This window comes from Paraburkholderia terrae (assembly GCF_002902925.1).
Taxonomy (GTDB): Bacteria; Pseudomonadota; Gammaproteobacteria; order Burkholderiales; family Burkholderiaceae; genus Paraburkholderia; species Paraburkholderia terrae.
This window is the reverse complement of sequence record NZ_CP026113.1, coordinates 1,916,384-1,930,759: the sequence shown is the minus strand read 5'-3', so window position 1 is coordinate 1,930,759 and position 14,376 is coordinate 1,916,384. Positions and strand designations below refer to the sequence as shown.

The 14,376-nt window shown below is 62.5% G+C and carries 11 protein-coding genes; 4 read left to right on the top strand and 7 right to left on the bottom strand.

Annotation, left to right across the window (positions count from 1 at the left end; all coding sequences use genetic code 11):
• Positions 1-382 precede the first annotated feature (382 nt).
• The 3 genes from glcF to glcD are packed head-to-tail and all read right to left on the bottom strand — an operon-like array spanning position 383 to position 4,195.
• Positions 383-1,615, bottom strand: a complete 1,233-nt coding sequence (gene glcF, locus C2L65_RS38345) for a glycolate oxidase subunit GlcF (protein WP_042305515.1) — start codon at positions 1,613-1,615, stop codon at positions 383-385.
• A 13-nt stretch (positions 1,616-1,628) separates the two neighbouring features.
• Positions 1,629-2,696 (bottom strand): glycolate oxidase subunit GlcE, encoded by a 1,068-nt coding sequence (gene glcE, locus C2L65_RS38340; protein WP_042305516.1) that lies wholly within the window; start codon positions 2,694-2,696, stop codon positions 1,629-1,631.
• Positions 2,696-4,195 (bottom strand): glycolate oxidase subunit GlcD, encoded by a 1,500-nt coding sequence (glcD, locus tag C2L65_RS38335; RefSeq protein WP_042305517.1) that lies wholly within the window; start codon positions 4,193-4,195, stop codon positions 2,696-2,698. The genes glcE and glcD overlap by 1 nt, the downstream gene beginning before the upstream one ends.
• A gap of 208 nt (positions 4,196-4,403) precedes the next feature.
• Between glcD and glcC the strand changes: the two genes are divergently transcribed.
• Positions 4,404-5,195 (top strand): transcriptional regulator GlcC, encoded by a 792-nt coding sequence (gene glcC / locus C2L65_RS38330; protein ID WP_042305529.1) that lies wholly within the window; start codon positions 4,404-4,406, stop codon positions 5,193-5,195.
• A gap of 134 nt (positions 5,196-5,329) precedes the next feature.
• Here the strand turns inward: glcC and C2L65_RS38325 are convergent, their stop codons facing one another.
• Positions 5,330-5,758, bottom strand: coding sequence for a hypothetical protein (locus tag C2L65_RS38325; protein WP_042305518.1), 429 nt, complete (start codon positions 5,756-5,758; stop codon positions 5,330-5,332).
• Between the two features lie 183 nt (positions 5,759-5,941).
• On the opposite strand from C2L65_RS38325, the gene C2L65_RS38320 reads away from it, so the two are divergent.
• Positions 5,942-6,808, top strand: a complete 867-nt coding sequence (locus tag C2L65_RS38320) for a 3-hydroxybutyryl-CoA dehydrogenase (RefSeq protein ID WP_042305519.1) — start codon at positions 5,942-5,944, stop codon at positions 6,806-6,808.
• A gap of 4 nt (positions 6,809-6,812) precedes the next feature.
• Here C2L65_RS38320 and C2L65_RS38315 read toward each other — a convergent pair whose 3' ends face one another.
• The gene (locus tag C2L65_RS38315) at positions 6,813-7,676 is read right to left on the bottom strand and encodes a GNAT family N-acetyltransferase (RefSeq protein WP_042305520.1); all 864 of its coding nucleotides are present in this window, start codon (positions 7,674-7,676) and stop codon (positions 6,813-6,815) included.
• Positions 7,677-8,162: 486 nt separating this feature from the next.
• Here C2L65_RS38315 and C2L65_RS38310 point away from each other — a divergent pair, with 486 nt between their 5' ends.
• Both C2L65_RS38310 and C2L65_RS38305 read left to right on the top strand, forming a co-directional pair.
• Positions 8,163-11,357, top strand: a complete 3,195-nt coding sequence (locus C2L65_RS38310) for an EAL domain-containing protein (RefSeq protein WP_042305530.1) — start codon at positions 8,163-8,165, stop codon at positions 11,355-11,357.
• Between the two features lie 148 nt (positions 11,358-11,505).
• Entirely contained in the window at positions 11,506-11,685 is a 180-nt protein-coding gene (locus C2L65_RS38305; protein ID WP_042305521.1) for a CsbD family protein, read from the top strand.
• A gap of 38 nt (positions 11,686-11,723) precedes the next feature.
• Here the strand turns inward: C2L65_RS38305 and C2L65_RS38300 are convergent, their stop codons facing one another.
• Positions 11,724-13,034 carry an MFS transporter gene (locus C2L65_RS38300; RefSeq protein ID WP_042305522.1) on the bottom strand — a complete coding sequence of 437 codons (1,311 nt, stop codon included), beginning with the start codon at positions 13,032-13,034 and terminating at the stop codon, positions 11,724-11,726.
• Between the two features lie 171 nt (positions 13,035-13,205).
• Positions 13,206-14,288, bottom strand: a complete 1,083-nt coding sequence (locus C2L65_RS38295; RefSeq protein ID WP_042305523.1) for a tartrate dehydrogenase — start codon at positions 14,286-14,288, stop codon at positions 13,206-13,208.
• Between the last annotated feature and the right edge of the window lie 88 nt (positions 14,289-14,376).

The following is a 14,376-nucleotide window of genomic DNA, read 5'->3' as shown; positions in this document are numbered from 1 at the left end:
ACGTGGGTCACGTGGTTGCCGTGTGAAGCGTAAGAACCTTTGGGGGCCCTCAGGCAGCAACTAGAACTGGCGGTGTGAGCCGCTTTCTTTTGCCTACTTTTCTTTGCGGCGGCAAAGAAAAGTAGGTGCCGCCCCGCACAGGGGCGACGCCTGAAGCACGCTAACAAATCGCGGATGCCAGCGCAAAGGCAAATCGCGGATGCCAGCGAAAAGACATGCCGCCCCGCACAGGGGCGACGCGTGAAGCTAGATAACAAAACGCGGATGCCAGCGCAAAGGCAAAAAACCAAACCGCTTGCACAGCAAACACCCCCTCACGGATGCCTGCAAAAGCACCGAGGCGCACAACTAGAACCGATCTACAGCGCGTAGCGCAAAACCCTTAAACATCCAAAGCTTCCTCGACCAACTCAATCCAGTGACGCACCTGCGTCTTCCCAGCTCCATCCAGATGCATCTGGCAACCGACATTCGCGGTCGCGATGACATCCGGCTTACCACTTTCAAGCGCAGCCATCTTGTTATCGCGCAACTTCTGCGCAAGTTCAGGCTGCGTAATCGAGTACGTTCCCGCTGAGCCGCAGCAAAGATGCGCATCGGGCACAGCGGAAAGATCGAAGCCCAGCCGAGTCAGCACACTCTCCACCGCGCCACCAAGCTTCTGCGCATGCTGCAACGTACAAGGACAGTGAAACGCGACACGCATCGCGACAGCATCATCAGCAGGCTGCAATACATCGAGCGGCTCCTTAGCCAGCACCTCGACGAGATCAAGCGCCATCGCACTCACGCGCGCGGCCTTCGCCGCATAAAGCGCATCATTACGCAACAGATGCCCATATTCCTTCACGAACGCGCCGCAGCCGCTCGCCGTCTGCACGACGGCTTCGGCACCGGCTTCGATCGCAGGCCACCACGCATCGATATTACGCCGCGCCCGATCAAGCCCAGCGTCCTGCGCATTCAGATGATAGTCAGTCGCGCCACAGCAGCCCGCTTCGCGAACAGACATCACGCTAATCCCAAGCCGATCGAGCACCCGCGCCGCAGCCGCATTCGTATTCGGCGACAACGAACTCTGCACACAACCTTCGAGCATCAGCACGCGACGTGCATGACGCAACGCGGGACGCGCCTTCGCCGGCACGGCGGCACGCGCCGGAATCTTCACCTGCACGCTGGCAGGCAACAACGGCCGCAAAGCGCGCCCCGTCTTGAGCAGTGCATCGAACACAGCAGGCCGCGGAATCACCGTCCGCAAACCCTTGCGCGTCAGCCGCTCGCCGACAGGCCGCTCCACGCGACGCTCGAGTTCGGCGCGCCCAATATCGAGTAGCCGGTGATACGTAACGCCCGACGGACACGTCGTTTCGCAATTGCGGCAAGTCAGACATCGGTCCAGATGCAATTGCGTCTTGTCGCTGACAGCTTCGCCTTCGAGCAGTTGCTTGATCAGATAGATGCGCCCGCGCGGTCCGTCGAGTTCATTGCCAAGCAGTTGATACGTCGGGCACGTCGCATTGCAGAAGCCGCAATGGACACACGAGCGCAGGATGCTTTCCGCTTCCGCTGCATCGGGCAGGGCTTTCGCGTGAGAGTCGAGATTCGTTTGCATGATCGCGCTCGCTTCAGAGATCGGCGTACAGTCGGCCAGGGTTCAGCACGCCACTCGGATCGAGGCGGCGTTTCAATTGATGCTGATAGCGCAGCAGCGGCGCGGCGAGCGGCTGGAACGGCTCGCGATCAGGCGACGGCGTGAAGCAGGTAGCATGACCGCCTGCCGCATGCGCGAGCTGACGGATTTCAGCGGCGGCCGCATCGCTCTTGAGCCAGCGCTGTGCGCCCGCCCAGTCGAGCAGCGCGTCGCCGGGCAAGGGCATCAACGGCGTCGCGTTCGGCAGCGACAAACGCCACAACGCACGCGTGTCCGCGAAGAACGGCAGGCGATGATCGCGCAGCGCATCCCAGAACGCACAGTCGATTTCTTCTCCGCCGATCCGATCCACGGCCGACTTCACCGATCCGCTTCCGCCTTCGAGCCGCACATGCAACTTGCCATCGACATAACATGCGCCGCTCACAGGCAGCGCGGCCTTGCGCCATGCCGACAGTTCGCGCATCGCTTCAACGGCACCGAGTGTGAGCGCGAAGCTGCGGCGCTCGCGTGGTTTCGGCAGCACTTTCAGCGACACTTCCGTCAACACGCCGAGCGAGCCGAAGCTGCCCGCGAGCAGACGCGACATGTCATAGCCCGCGACGTTCTTCATCACCTGACCGCCAAAGCGCAGATGATCGCCGTCGCCCGTAATCACGCGGCAGCCGAGCACGAAGTCCCGCATCGATCCCGCCCACGGACGGCGCGGACCTGAAAGGCCAGTCGCGACCGCGCCGCCAAGCGTGCCTTTGCCATCGAAAAGCGGCGGCTCGCACGGCAGCATCTGATCAGCGTCATCAAGCGCGGCATTCAGTTCGACGAGCGGTGTCCCGGCGCGTGCGGTGATCACCAACTCGGTCGGGTCATACGCGACGATGCCGCGATGCGAGCGCGTGTCGAGTTCTTCGCCTTGCACGTCGCGGCCGAGAAAACGCTTGCTGTCGCTGCCGCGAATGCGCAAAGGCGTGTGCTGCGCGATCGCTCGCTGCACTTGCGCGACGAGACGCGCGCTGTCGTCCATCGAATCGAATTCGCGTCGCATCAGAAGCGCTCCAGCTCGGGAAACGGCAGCTTGCCGTGATGAATATGCATTGCGCCGTGTTCGGCGCAGCGATGCAGCGTGGGAATGTTCTTGCCGGGATTGAGCAGACCATCGGGATCGAAAGCGGCCTTCAGCGAATGGAACAGCGTGAGTTCCTCGCTGCTGAATTGCACGCACATCTGATTGATCTTCTCCCGTCCCACGCCGTGCTCGCCCGTGATGCTGCCGCCCACTTCGACACACAGTTCGAGAATCTTCGCGCCAAGCGTTTCGGCGCGCTCCATTTCGCCGGGCGCGTTGGCGTCGAACAAAATGAGCGGATGCATGTTGCCGTCGCCCGCATGGAAAACGTTCGCGACGCGCAGGCCATATTCGTTCGACAGATCCGCGATGCCGCGCAGCACGCGCGCAAGTTCGCGGCGTGGAATCGTGCCGTCCATGCAGTAGTAGTCCGGCGAGATGCGACCCACGGCGGGAAACGCATTCTTGCGACCGGCCCAGAAGCGCTGGCGTTCGGCTTCATCCTTCGCGATGCGGATGCCCGTCGCGCCCGCTTCGCGCAGTATTGCGCCGACGCGATCGCAGTCTTCCTGTACGTCCGCTTCCGCGCCGTCGAGTTCGCACAGCAGGATCGCTTCGGCATCGATGGGATAGCCCGCATGGATGAAGTCTTCGGCGGCGCGGATCGCGAGGTTGTCCATCATTTCGAGGCCGCCCGGAATCACGCCCGCGCCGATGATCTGCGCGACGGCCGCGCCCGCTTTCTCGACATCGTCGAAGCTCGCGAGCAGAACCTTCGCGCTTTGCGGTTTGGTCAGCAGCTTGACGGTGACTTCCGTGACGATGCCGAGCATCCCTTCGGAACCCGTCAGCAGCGCGAGCAGATCGAAGCCGGGCGAGTCGAGCGCTTCGGACCCGATCGTCAGATGCTCGCCATCGATGGTCAGCACTTCGAGCTTCAGGATGTTGTGTACGGTCAGGCCGTATTTCAGGCAATGCACGCCGCCCGCGTTCTCGGCGACATTGCCGCCAATCGAGCAGGCGATCTGCGACGACGGATCGGGCGCATAGTAAAGACCGTGAATCGCCGCCGCCTGCGAGATCGCGAGATTGCGCACACCGGGCTGCACGCGCGCAATCGACGCCTCGGGGTCGATGTGCAAGATGCGGTTGAAGCGCGCCATCACGAGCAGGATGCCCTGTTCGAGCGGCAGCGCGCCGCCCGACAGACCCGTGCCCGCGCCGCGCGCGATGACAGGCACCTTGCGCGCAGCCGCGAATCTCAGCAGCGCCTGCACCTGCTCGATCGAATCGGGCAGCGCGACCATCATCGGCGTCGTGCGATACGCGGCGAGGCCGTCGCATTCGAATGGGCGCAGATCTTCGTTGTCGTGCAGCAGTTGCATCGAGGGCACGAGACGCTGAAGCTCGGCGACCAGCGCGGCCTTGTCATGCGAGGGTAGTGGGCCGTCGATCCGTTCGTCGTAGGCGTAGCTCATGGGGTGTCTCCGTGGGCGCGGTTGCTGTGTCATGCGCCGCATATCCGTGTTGCCGCCGATTGTTCCCGTTTCGTGTATCGCTGTCGATGGACGCGGCGAGTGGTCGTACCAGTTTTTTGATTTCCACGAAACCATGCAGGATGTGCTGAAGCAGGCGTGCAATGGGAATTGGCGTTATCATCGACCGCATCCAGAACCTGTCCGACAAGTGGTCATACCAGTGATTTCCGAACCGGAAAACCCCACCAAACAGTCCGATCGCAAGATTGCCGATGTGGTCGCGGAGCGCATCGAAAGGCTGATCGTCGACGGCGTGCTGAGGTCGGGGCAGGCGCTGCCATCGGAGCGTCGCCTGACGGACAAGCTCGGCGTATCGAGAACGGCTTTGCGCGAAGGGCTGAAGCTGCTGCGCGCGCGGGGCATCATCGAAACGGCGCATGGCAAGGGGTCGTTCGTCGCGAACCTGACCGCGCAGCCGCCGCAATCGCCATTGATGCATCTGCTCGCTTCGCAGCCGCGCACGCTCTACGACCTGTTCGAAGTGCGCGGCATGCTCGAAGCCGAGTCGGCGCGTCTGGCCGCGTTGCGCGGCACGCCCGCCGACTACATGATGATCACGCGCCGCTACGAGGAAATGCTCGCCGCGCACAATGCCGAAACCGATCCGGCGACGCATGCGCGTCTCGATCATGCGTTTCATCTCGCGATCTGCGAGGCGTCGCACAACCCGGTGCTCGTGCATACCTTGCGCTCGCTGACGGAGCTGCTGCTGAGTTCGGTGTTCGCGTCCGTGAACAATCTTTATCACCGGCAGCCGCATCGCAAGCGGATCGACCGGCAGCATGCGCGGCTCTATAACGCGGTGACGGGCAAGCTGCCCGAGCAGGCCTATCGGGCCGCTGCGGATCATATCGACGGCGTGCGCGAAAGCCTGCAGGAAATCGAACAGGAAGAGCAGCGGCTGGTGCGGGCGACGCTCCGGCTCGAAGGGTGGAAGTAAGGGTGCATTGCTTCGGCGTTTTTTTGCCTGCGCAAAAACGCAACTACCAGTCTGCCGCGTCCCAACCTCCGCCAACGCCTTCGGCGGCAACTTCGGCTTCGCAAAAGGAGGGCGGAGCGTACCGCGGGAAAGCGCTACTGCGCCTTTTTCTTCCGCGACGAGGACTTCATCTCGACGACATCGGGCGACCGCTTGCGCTTGCCGGGCAGCACGCCCATGCGCGGGTCGCGCTCGCGTGCAAGCGCAACCATTTCGTGCGCGACCGTTTCGAACTCGGGGTGCGTCTGCGACACATACAGCCACTTGCCGAGCACGGGATGCGGCGCGAGCACAGGGAAGTCCTCCAGCAAGCCCGCTTGCCGGTCGTGCGACGTACACACCACTAGCCCGTTCCACGGTTCATTGCCGCTTGCCACTGCGAGATACAGCAGGCCGTCGAGATACGCCGCTTGAAAGTTGAAGAATCTTTCCCGCGAATACTCGGGGTCTCGTTCGAGAGGTTCGAAAATCCACACGAGCGGGTTCTCGCGCTTGCGTTTCGGGTTCAGTTCGACCGGCTGCATGGCGGGGCCTTCAATGAAATTTTTCCGATGATATATCCAGCGGCTTTGTCCGGCAGGCGGGCCGTGCGACAGGTTGCCACCCGTTTTTCACACGTCATTGCGCCAGAAACAGGTATCGTATCGTCCATGGTGCAGTGCAACGCACCGATATGACTCAGCGCAAATCAGGAGAAAGGAGCAGCAATGGCAAACAAGATCGAAACAATCGGCATCGTCGGCGCGGGCACGATGGGCAACGGCATCGCGCAGGTATCGGCGGTGGCAGGGCTGAAGGTCGTGCTGATCGACGTGACGGACGCCGCGCTCGAAAAGGGCATCGGGGCGCTCACGTCGAGTCTCGCGAAACTCGTCGAGAAGGGCAAGATCGAAGCGGCGGCGCGCGATGCGGCGCTCACGCGCATCGAGACCTCGACCGACTATCAACGGTTGTCAGGCGTCGACCTCGTCGTCGAAGCGGCAACCGAAAACACCGAACTGAAAATTCGCATTCTGCGGCAGATCGAATCGGTCGTGAGCGGCGAGACGCTTATCGCTTCGAACACGTCGTCCATTTCGATCACCGCGCTGGCCGCGACGCTCGGCAAGCCGGAACGTTTCGTCGGCATGCACTTCTTCAACCCGGTGCCGTTGCTGCAACTCGTCGAAGTGATTCGCGGCGTGCAGACCAGCGACGATACGGCGGCCACGGTGCGCGAGTTGACCGAGCGCCTCGGCAAGACGCCCGTCAGCGTGAAGAATGCGCCGGGCTTCGTGGTGAACCGCATTCTCGTGCCGATGATCAATGAGGCGTTCTTCGTGCTGGCGGACGGCATTGCGACCGCGGAAGAGATCGACGCGGGCATGCGTCTCGGCGCGAATCATCCGATCGGGCCGCTCGCGCTCGCGGATCTGATTGGGTTGGACGTGTGCCTGTCGGTGATGGATGTGTTCCTGAAGGATTTTGGCGACTCGAAATATCGCGCGTGTCCGCTGTTGCGCGAACTCGTGGCGGCCGGGCGTCTGGGCCGCAAGACGGGACACGGCGTGTATCGCTACGATCCGAAGCATTGAAGCGTCAACCTAGTTCGAAAGACGTGACGCCATAAAGCCGCGCAAGCGGTATGTCCGGCGCGCGCTTCGTGTACATGCGCGCCGTTTCGAACACGCTCGTCAAACGATGCCGTTCGGCGAGCGCGACGGCGGCTGTGTTGAGTTCGGGCACGTCGAGCGCAACGGTCTCGCCGGGGCAATGCGAGATGAGCGCAGTGAACAGCGCTTCAGCTGTTTGCGCGTCGTCGGCGAATAGCGGTCCGATCTTGCGTCCCTCGCGGCATCTACGCAGCACGCCATAGCCGCTGATATGGCCTTCGCTGACGCTTGCGAGCGCGACGGCATCTGGTTGATCGATCCACGCGCGCAGAAAGGCTTCGCGCGGCGCGGGAAAGAACCGCTGGTCATACGATGCCAGCTTGTCGAAAGGCAACTGGCGCACATCGACGAGTGAAGGGTGGTTCGTCACGTCGGTCTCGGCCACACCCTGAAAGCGTATGTTCCGGTACGCGAGCTGAAATCCCGACTTCCTGTAATTCGGTTGCTGCGCGACCACGCCATCGAGTCCAACGTTGCGCTTGCCGAGATACGCGATGCCATGCTGCCAGATGCGCATGCCGAGTCCCTTGCCGCGAAGCTCCGGCCTGACGATATACAGGCCAATGAAGCCGAAATGCGCGTCATAGGCGACAGCTGAAATCGAGCCGACCGGTTCGCCTTGCAACTCGCCGATCAAGAACCCGTCCGGGTCGGCGGCGCGAAAGACGTGCGCATCGTGCAAGCCTGGATTCCATCCTTCATGCGCGGCCCATTCGATGGCGAGATTCACTTCATCGGCGTTCATCGTGCGAACGATGAAGTCGCGCGTCGTGTCCGTCGCTTCGTTCATGACGTCTCCTTGTCGCAGCCGGGTGCATCTGCTCACATGCGAACACATATCATGCAGCCAAAACCGTTTTCACGTTCGCGCGAAAGTCGTTGCGCCGACATGAACTAGCGAACGCAATAGTCGAATATGAACGGCTGATGCATATCTATCCCGCGTTGCGCCTGGCGGTTCATGTGTTGGCGAAGACCTCTGCCGTTGAGTGTACGGACCACCTCTTGCATAGGCTCGACGCGGCTCAAGCAATACGCGCGGCGCGTGACATACCTTGGTGCGAACCGACTAAAAACCCCTTGTTTTCTGCACCTGCGCGCAGCATTCGCGCACCGTCGAAGGGATTATTCAGCAAACGCTAAAGTCGCGATACGATGCGCCGATATGCCGTAGTGGCGAGCGGCCTTATCGAGGCGTGCGGGCCCGTTTTTCACCTTCCACTGACCGGGAGTGATGTGTGACTCGTTCGATGTCGTACGCGATGGCGCGCATGCCATGAAGCGCAATCCATTCTTCCGTCTGCTTGCGCGTCTGCGCGTGGGCCGCAAGCTGCTGCTGATCTATCTGCTCGATTTAACCGCTGTGGTGTACATCAGCGGCATCCTGATTCACGAGAAATACATTTCAATCGACTTCTCGAACAAGGAGATCGTCGGCAACGCGTATATCGGCACGGTGCGCGATGCCTTGATCGACGTGGCGATGGCGGGCGCGGGACAGCGTCCGCCCGCTGCCCGCCTGAAGAGTGCGCAAACGGATCTCGCCAGCACGGAAGCGCGCTACGGCGCGCATCTGGAAAGCGCCGGGCTGAACGCGCGCGTGCGCGCCGCGCTGGACGTGCTGGCGCGCGAAGCGCAGCCCACTGCCGCACAAATCAACGAAGCGCTCGAAGCATGCCGCGAACTGGTGACTCGCGTCGGCAATCAGTCGAACCTGATCCTCGATCCCGACCTCGACAGCTACTACGCGATGTCGCTGTCGATCCTGCGTTATCCAGCGCTGCTCGAATCCGTGAACCGGATTGGCCGGCAGTTACACGAAGGGCACGAAGGCGTGCATGCCGTGCGCTCGCACGACGAACTGCGCACGCGCTATCTCGTGCTCGAAGGGCAACTCGATGCCGTGCTACAAGGTCTGCGCTCCGACTTCTCCGAAGCGGGCGCGGCCAATCACGCGCTCGATTCGACGCTCGGGCCGTCGATGGCGCGCATGCTCACGGCCGTCGAATCGTACCGGCACGCGGCGCGCATCATCGTCGACAGCAACGGCGAGGTCGACCCCACGCTGCTGTCGATCGTCGACGTGCAGCAGCAGACGCTCGTAGCCAGCGTGCAGGATACGTGGCGCAGCACGGCGGATCAGCTCGACGACCTGTTGCACGCGCGCGTGCGCGGTCTCTTCTCGCGCATGTGGCTGCATCTGGGCACGGCGCTCTTTCTGTTATGCAGCATTCTCGGCATGGTGTATTTCGTCGCGCAGCAGATTTCGCGGCCACTGCGCCAGCTTGCGCGCGTGATGGACACGGTGCGCAGAACGGGCGATCACACCGTGCGCGCGAGTTGGCACAGTCAGGATGAAATCGGTCAACTGGTGCGCGGCTTCAACGAAATGCTCGAACAACTCGACCGCGAGCGCGACGTGCAGAAGGAGCTCGCGGCGACGGCGCGCGCATCGGCTGCGCAGCATGCACTTGTCGAATCGACGCCCGTGCCGATGATGGTGACGGCCGTGCCCGGTCATGAAGTGCTGCACGCAAACCAGCCCGCACTGTACTGGCTCAATGGCGTGACGACCGACCCCTGGGCGTACGGCCTCGATTCATCGGTGCGCGCGCGCTTTTTCCAGCAGTTGTCCGATCGCGATGCCGTCGACGAATTCGAAGTGCGCTGGAAAGCGAGCACCGAACCGACGTGGGCTATGCTGTCTGCGCGGCGTCTGAACTTCCAGGGCCGCGACGCCGTGCTGACGGCGTTCACGCCGATCAACCAGATCAAGCTGATGGAGCAGCGGCTCGAACTGTGGGCGAAGGTGTTCGAGGCTTCATCCGAAGCGATCCTGATTCTCGATCAAGAACGGCGTCTGCTGACGGCCAATGCGTCGTTCTATCGCGCGACGGGCTACCGTGCGGAAGATATCGCCGGCCAGCCGCCCGCGTTCATCGTCGCGAGCGCGAATGGCGGCGCGGTGATCACGGCGCTCGCGGCGCTCGTCGACCGCTCCAGTTCATGGAACGGCGAAGCGCAGATCCGGCGGCGACAAGGCGGCGATTATCCTGCCTGGCTGATGATCAGCGCGGTGCGCGACAAACGCGGCAGCGTGTCGCACTACATCTGCACACTGATCGACATCACCGACCGCAAGAAGAGCGAGGCGCGCATCGAGTTTCTCGCCGAGCACGACGTGCTGACCGAATTGCCGAACCGCGCGCTCTTCACGAAACGGCTGGGCGTGGCGCTCGAACACGCGAAGCAGGCTCAACAACGCGTGGCCGTGCTCTTCATCGACCTCGACCGCTTCAAGGACATCAACGATTCGCTTGGCCATCATATCGGCGATGGCTTGCTGCGTTCCGTTTCGCGGCGTCTCGTGCAGGCCGTGCGCAGCAGCGACACCGTGAGCCGCCTGGGCGGCGACGAGTTCACGATGATTCTCGCCGACGCGGGCAGCGCGGCCGATGTCGCGCGCACCATCGACGAACGTCTGCTACCGCTCGTGCGCGAGCCGCATGCGATCGGCGGCGTCACGCTGCAGGTTGCGTGCAGCGCGGGCGTGGCGCTCTATCCCGACGACGGCACGGACATCGAAACACTGATGCAGAACGCCGATGCCGCGATGTATCAGGCGAAGGCAGCGGGGCGCAACCTCGTGAAGTTCTTCTCGCCGGATATGGCGGAGCGCGCGCGTCAGCGGCTCGCGCTCGAAGCCTGCATGCGCACAGCTATCGAACGGCACGAACTGCGGCTCGCTTTTCAGCCGTGTCTCGATGCGCAAACGGGCGCGCTCGTGAGTGTCGAAGGCTTGCTGCGCTGGACGCATCCGCAACTCGGCGCGGTGACGCCGGCACAGTTCATTCCCATCGCCGAAGAGACGCGGCTGATCATTCCGATCGGCGCATGGGTGATCGAAGAAGCGTGCCGGCAACTCGCGCGCTGGCGCGACGACGAGATGCGCGAGTTGCGCATGTCGATCAATCTGTCGGCGATCCAGTTGCGCGACGCGGATATCGTCGACACGTTGCGGCGCAGTCTCGCGATGCATGGCGTCGCGCCGCAGCGGCTGGAACTCGAAATCACCGAAACGGTATTGATGGATAGCGCGGAGAACTATCTCGACGCGATTCGCGCGATACGCGCGCTCGGCGTGAAGCTGTCGCTCGACGATTTCGGCACGGGCTATTCGAGCCTTAGTTATCTGAACCGCTTTCCGCTGGACCGGTTGAAGATCGACCGGGCGTTCGTTCGCGACATGCTCGATGCGCCCGCGGATCTCGCTGTCATCAAGGCGATCATCGAGCTTGGGCATGAGCTGGGTCTGCGTGTGGTCGCGGAGGGCGTCGAAAACGAGGACGAAGCGAATACGCTGCGTAGCATCGGTTGTGATGAATTGCAGGGATTCCTGTATTCGCCGGCGATATCGGCTGAAGAACTGGAGACGTGGGCGGCGCAGCGGGTCGCGGCGGATGTCGAATGATGGGTTGGTATAAGTTACCGGCGCGTTGTCATGAAGACGCTTCGTGCCGGGCTTGAAACGCGCTACACGGCTACAGCAAGCGTTGGCGCGTGAATTGCATGTCACTAACTCCGATGGCGCCTGTGCGCCAATCGACAGGGAGAGCGACATGAACCGCGATCAGATCAAAGGCGTTACGCAGCAGGTGAAGGGCAAGGTCAACGAGGTGGTCGGCAAGGTAACGGGCAATCGCACGCAGCAACTGAAGGGCGATTTGCAGCAGGCTACGGGGACGGCCCGCAAGGCGTTCGGCGACGGGAAGGAGAAGATCAGAAGGTTGGGCCGGTGACGTTTCCGTCGGACCAGCCCGTGTTCATTTAATACCGATCAGTGATCGTGACGCATGCAGGCCGTCGCGGGTTGCTGCGCGGCCTTGCGGCTCAGCATCAGCGTGACGGCCGCCGACACGGCCAGCGTCGCGCCGACCACGTACAGACCCGCTGCGTATCCACCCGTCACGTTCTTCAGCCAGCCGATCGCGAACGGACCGACGAAGCCGCCCAGATTGCCGACCGAATTGATCATCGCGATGCCCGCTGCGGCGCCTGCGCCTGAGAGGAACATGCTCGGCATCGCCCACAGCGGCGCCTTCGCCGCGCTGATGCCGACATTGACGACCACCAGTGCAAGCACGATCAACAGCGCAGTACCTGCCTGACCCGCGAAGATGAAGCCGACACACGCCAGCGCGCAAGGAATGACGACGTGCCACGTGCGTTCTTCAGTCCGGTCGGAGTGCCGCGCCCACAACACCATCGCGATCACGGCCAGCACGCTCGGAATGCCCGTCAGTAGGCCCGTTTGCAGCGCGCTGAACCCGTATTGCCGGATGATGAGCGGCGCCCACAGACCCAGCGTATACAAGCCCGCCGACGTGCCGAAGTAGATCAGCGCAAGCGCCAGCACACGCGGATCGCGCAACGCACTCAGCGCGCCCGCCGTATGTCCAGCGTGACCTTTACGCTCGTCGGCTTCGGCCTTGAGCTTCGCGATCAACCATTCGCGCTCGTCGTCCTTCAGCCAGTGCGCTTTCGACGGCGTGTCGGTCAGAAACTTCAACACGACGAAGCCGAGCACGACGGCGGGTACGGCCTCGATGATGTAAAGCAATTGCCAGTCGGCGAGCCCGAACATCGGCGGCAACTGCATGATCGCGCCGGAGATCGGCGAGCCGATGGCCGTCGAGATCGGCGCAGCAGCCATGAACCACGCCGCTGCTGCCGCGCGCTGCTTGCCCGGAAACCACAGGCTCAGATACAGGATGATGCCGGGAAAGAAGCCCGCTTCCGCGACGCCCAGCACGAAGCGCAACACGTAGAAGCTGGTCGGTCCCGTGACGAACGCCGAAGCCGCCGACACGATGCCCCACGTCACCATCACGCGCGCGATCCAGATTCTTGCGCCGACGCGATGCAAGATCAGATTCGACGGCACTTCGAACAGAAAGTAGCCGATGAAGAACAGCCCGCCGCCGAAGCCGAATGCCGTCGGCGAAAGACCGATTGCCTTGTTCATCGTCATGGCGGCGAAGCCAACGTTGACGCGATCGAGAAAGCTGACGAAGTAGAGCAGCATCACGAACGGAATGATCCGTAACATGAGCTTGCGCGCTACTCGCGATTCGAGTTCGGGTTGCATGTGTCTCCTCCTTGGAGGTTGAGCCGGACTGTGCCGGACAATTCAGGCTTCACGCGTTGTCTGCCGTTTGCGGGGCAGTTGTTGTTGTGTGCGTGAAGCCTTTGGGCGCGCTTTTCGCTGCGCCCGGTGTCGCGGCGGCGACAGCCGCGCGACAACGGATTTGCATGCGCGTTATGCGGCGACGGGCACCTTTTCGACGAGCGCGCACACGGCTGCCGTCACTTGCGCCGTCGTCGCCTTGCCGCCAAGATCGCCCGTATGCAGCGACGGGTCCGCGGTGACGGTTTCGACCGCGCTCATCACGCGCTTCGCGGCTTCGAATTCGCCGAGATGCTCGAGCAGCATCACGACCGACCAGAACGTGCCGATCGGATTCGCGAGGCCCTTGCCCATGATGTCGAACGCCGAGCCGTGGATTGGTTCGAACATCGACGGATAACGGCGCTCCGGGTCGATGTTGCCCGTCGGCGCAATGCCGAGGCTGCCCGCCAGCGCGGCGGCGAGGTCGCTCAGGATGTCGGCGTGCAGGTTGGTGGCGACGATGGTGTCGAGCGATGCCGGGCGGTTGATCATGCGGGCCGTCGACGCATCGACGAGTTCCTTGTCCCATTTGACGTCCGGGAACTCCTTCGAAATCTGCAACGCGATTTCATCCCACATCACCATCGCGTGGCGTTGCGCGTTGCTCTTCGTGATGACGGTGAGCAGCTTGCGGGGGCGCGACTGCGCGAGACGGAACGCGAAGCGCATGATCCGTTCGACGCCGGCGCGCGTCATGATGGAGACGTCGGTGGCGGCTTCGATCGGATGGCCCTGATGCACGCGGCCACCCACACCTGAATATTCGCCCTCGGAGTTTTCGCGGACGATCACCCAGTTCAGGTCTTCGGGCGTGCAGCGCTTCAGCGGTGCGTCGATGCCGGGGAGAATGCGCGTCGGACGCACGTTCGCGTATTGATCGAAGCCCTGGCAGATTTTCAGGCGCAGGCCCCACAGCGTCACGTGATCGGGCACGTCAGGGTCGCCTGCCGAGCCGAACAGGATCGCGTCCTTGTTGCGGATTGCGTCGAGGCCGTCGGTGGGCATCATCACGCCGTGCTCGCGGTAGTAGTCGGCACCCCAGTCGAAGTTCTCGAACTCGAATTTGAAGCTGTTGCTGGTGCGCGCCAGCGCTTCCAGCACTTCCTTGCTCGCCGGCACGACTTCCTTGCCGATGCCGTCGCCGGGGATCGTCGCAATGCGATAGGTGTTCATGTCTCGCTCCTTCAATTGATTTGGAATGGAACTGACTGTACCTAACTGGAAGCGTTGTAACCGGTGCTAAACTCAAAGCATCTTTAAC

Coding starts and splice junctions, on each gene's coding strand:
- C2L65_RS38320 (WP_042305519.1), top strand. CDS start 5,942: ATGGCAAACAAGATCGAAACAATCGGCATCGTCGGCGCGGGCACGATG.
- C2L65_RS38310 (WP_042305530.1), top strand. CDS start 8,163: ATGAAGCGCAATCCATTCTTCCGTCTGCTTGCGCGTCTGCGCGTGGGC.
- C2L65_RS38305 (WP_042305521.1), top strand. CDS start 11,506: ATGAACCGCGATCAGATCAAAGGCGTTACGCAGCAGGTGAAGGGCAAG.
- C2L65_RS38315 (WP_042305520.1), bottom strand. CDS start 7,676: ATGAACGAAGCGACGGACACGACGCGCGACTTCATCGTTCGCACGATG.
- glcF (WP_042305515.1), bottom strand. CDS start 1,615: ATGCAAACGAATCTCGACTCTCACGCGAAAGCCCTGCCCGATGCAGCG.
- C2L65_RS38325 (WP_042305518.1), bottom strand. CDS start 5,758: ATGCAGCCGGTCGAACTGAACCCGAAACGCAAGCGCGAGAACCCGCTC.
- C2L65_RS38300 (WP_042305522.1), bottom strand. CDS start 13,034: ATGCAACCCGAACTCGAATCGCGAGTAGCGCGCAAGCTCATGTTACGG.
- glcD (WP_042305517.1), bottom strand. CDS start 4,195: ATGAGCTACGCCTACGACGAACGGATCGACGGCCCACTACCCTCGCAT.
- glcE (WP_042305516.1), bottom strand. CDS start 2,696: ATGCGACGCGAATTCGATTCGATGGACGACAGCGCGCGTCTCGTCGCG.
- C2L65_RS38295 (WP_042305523.1), bottom strand. CDS start 14,288: ATGAACACCTATCGCATTGCGACGATCCCCGGCGACGGCATCGGCAAG.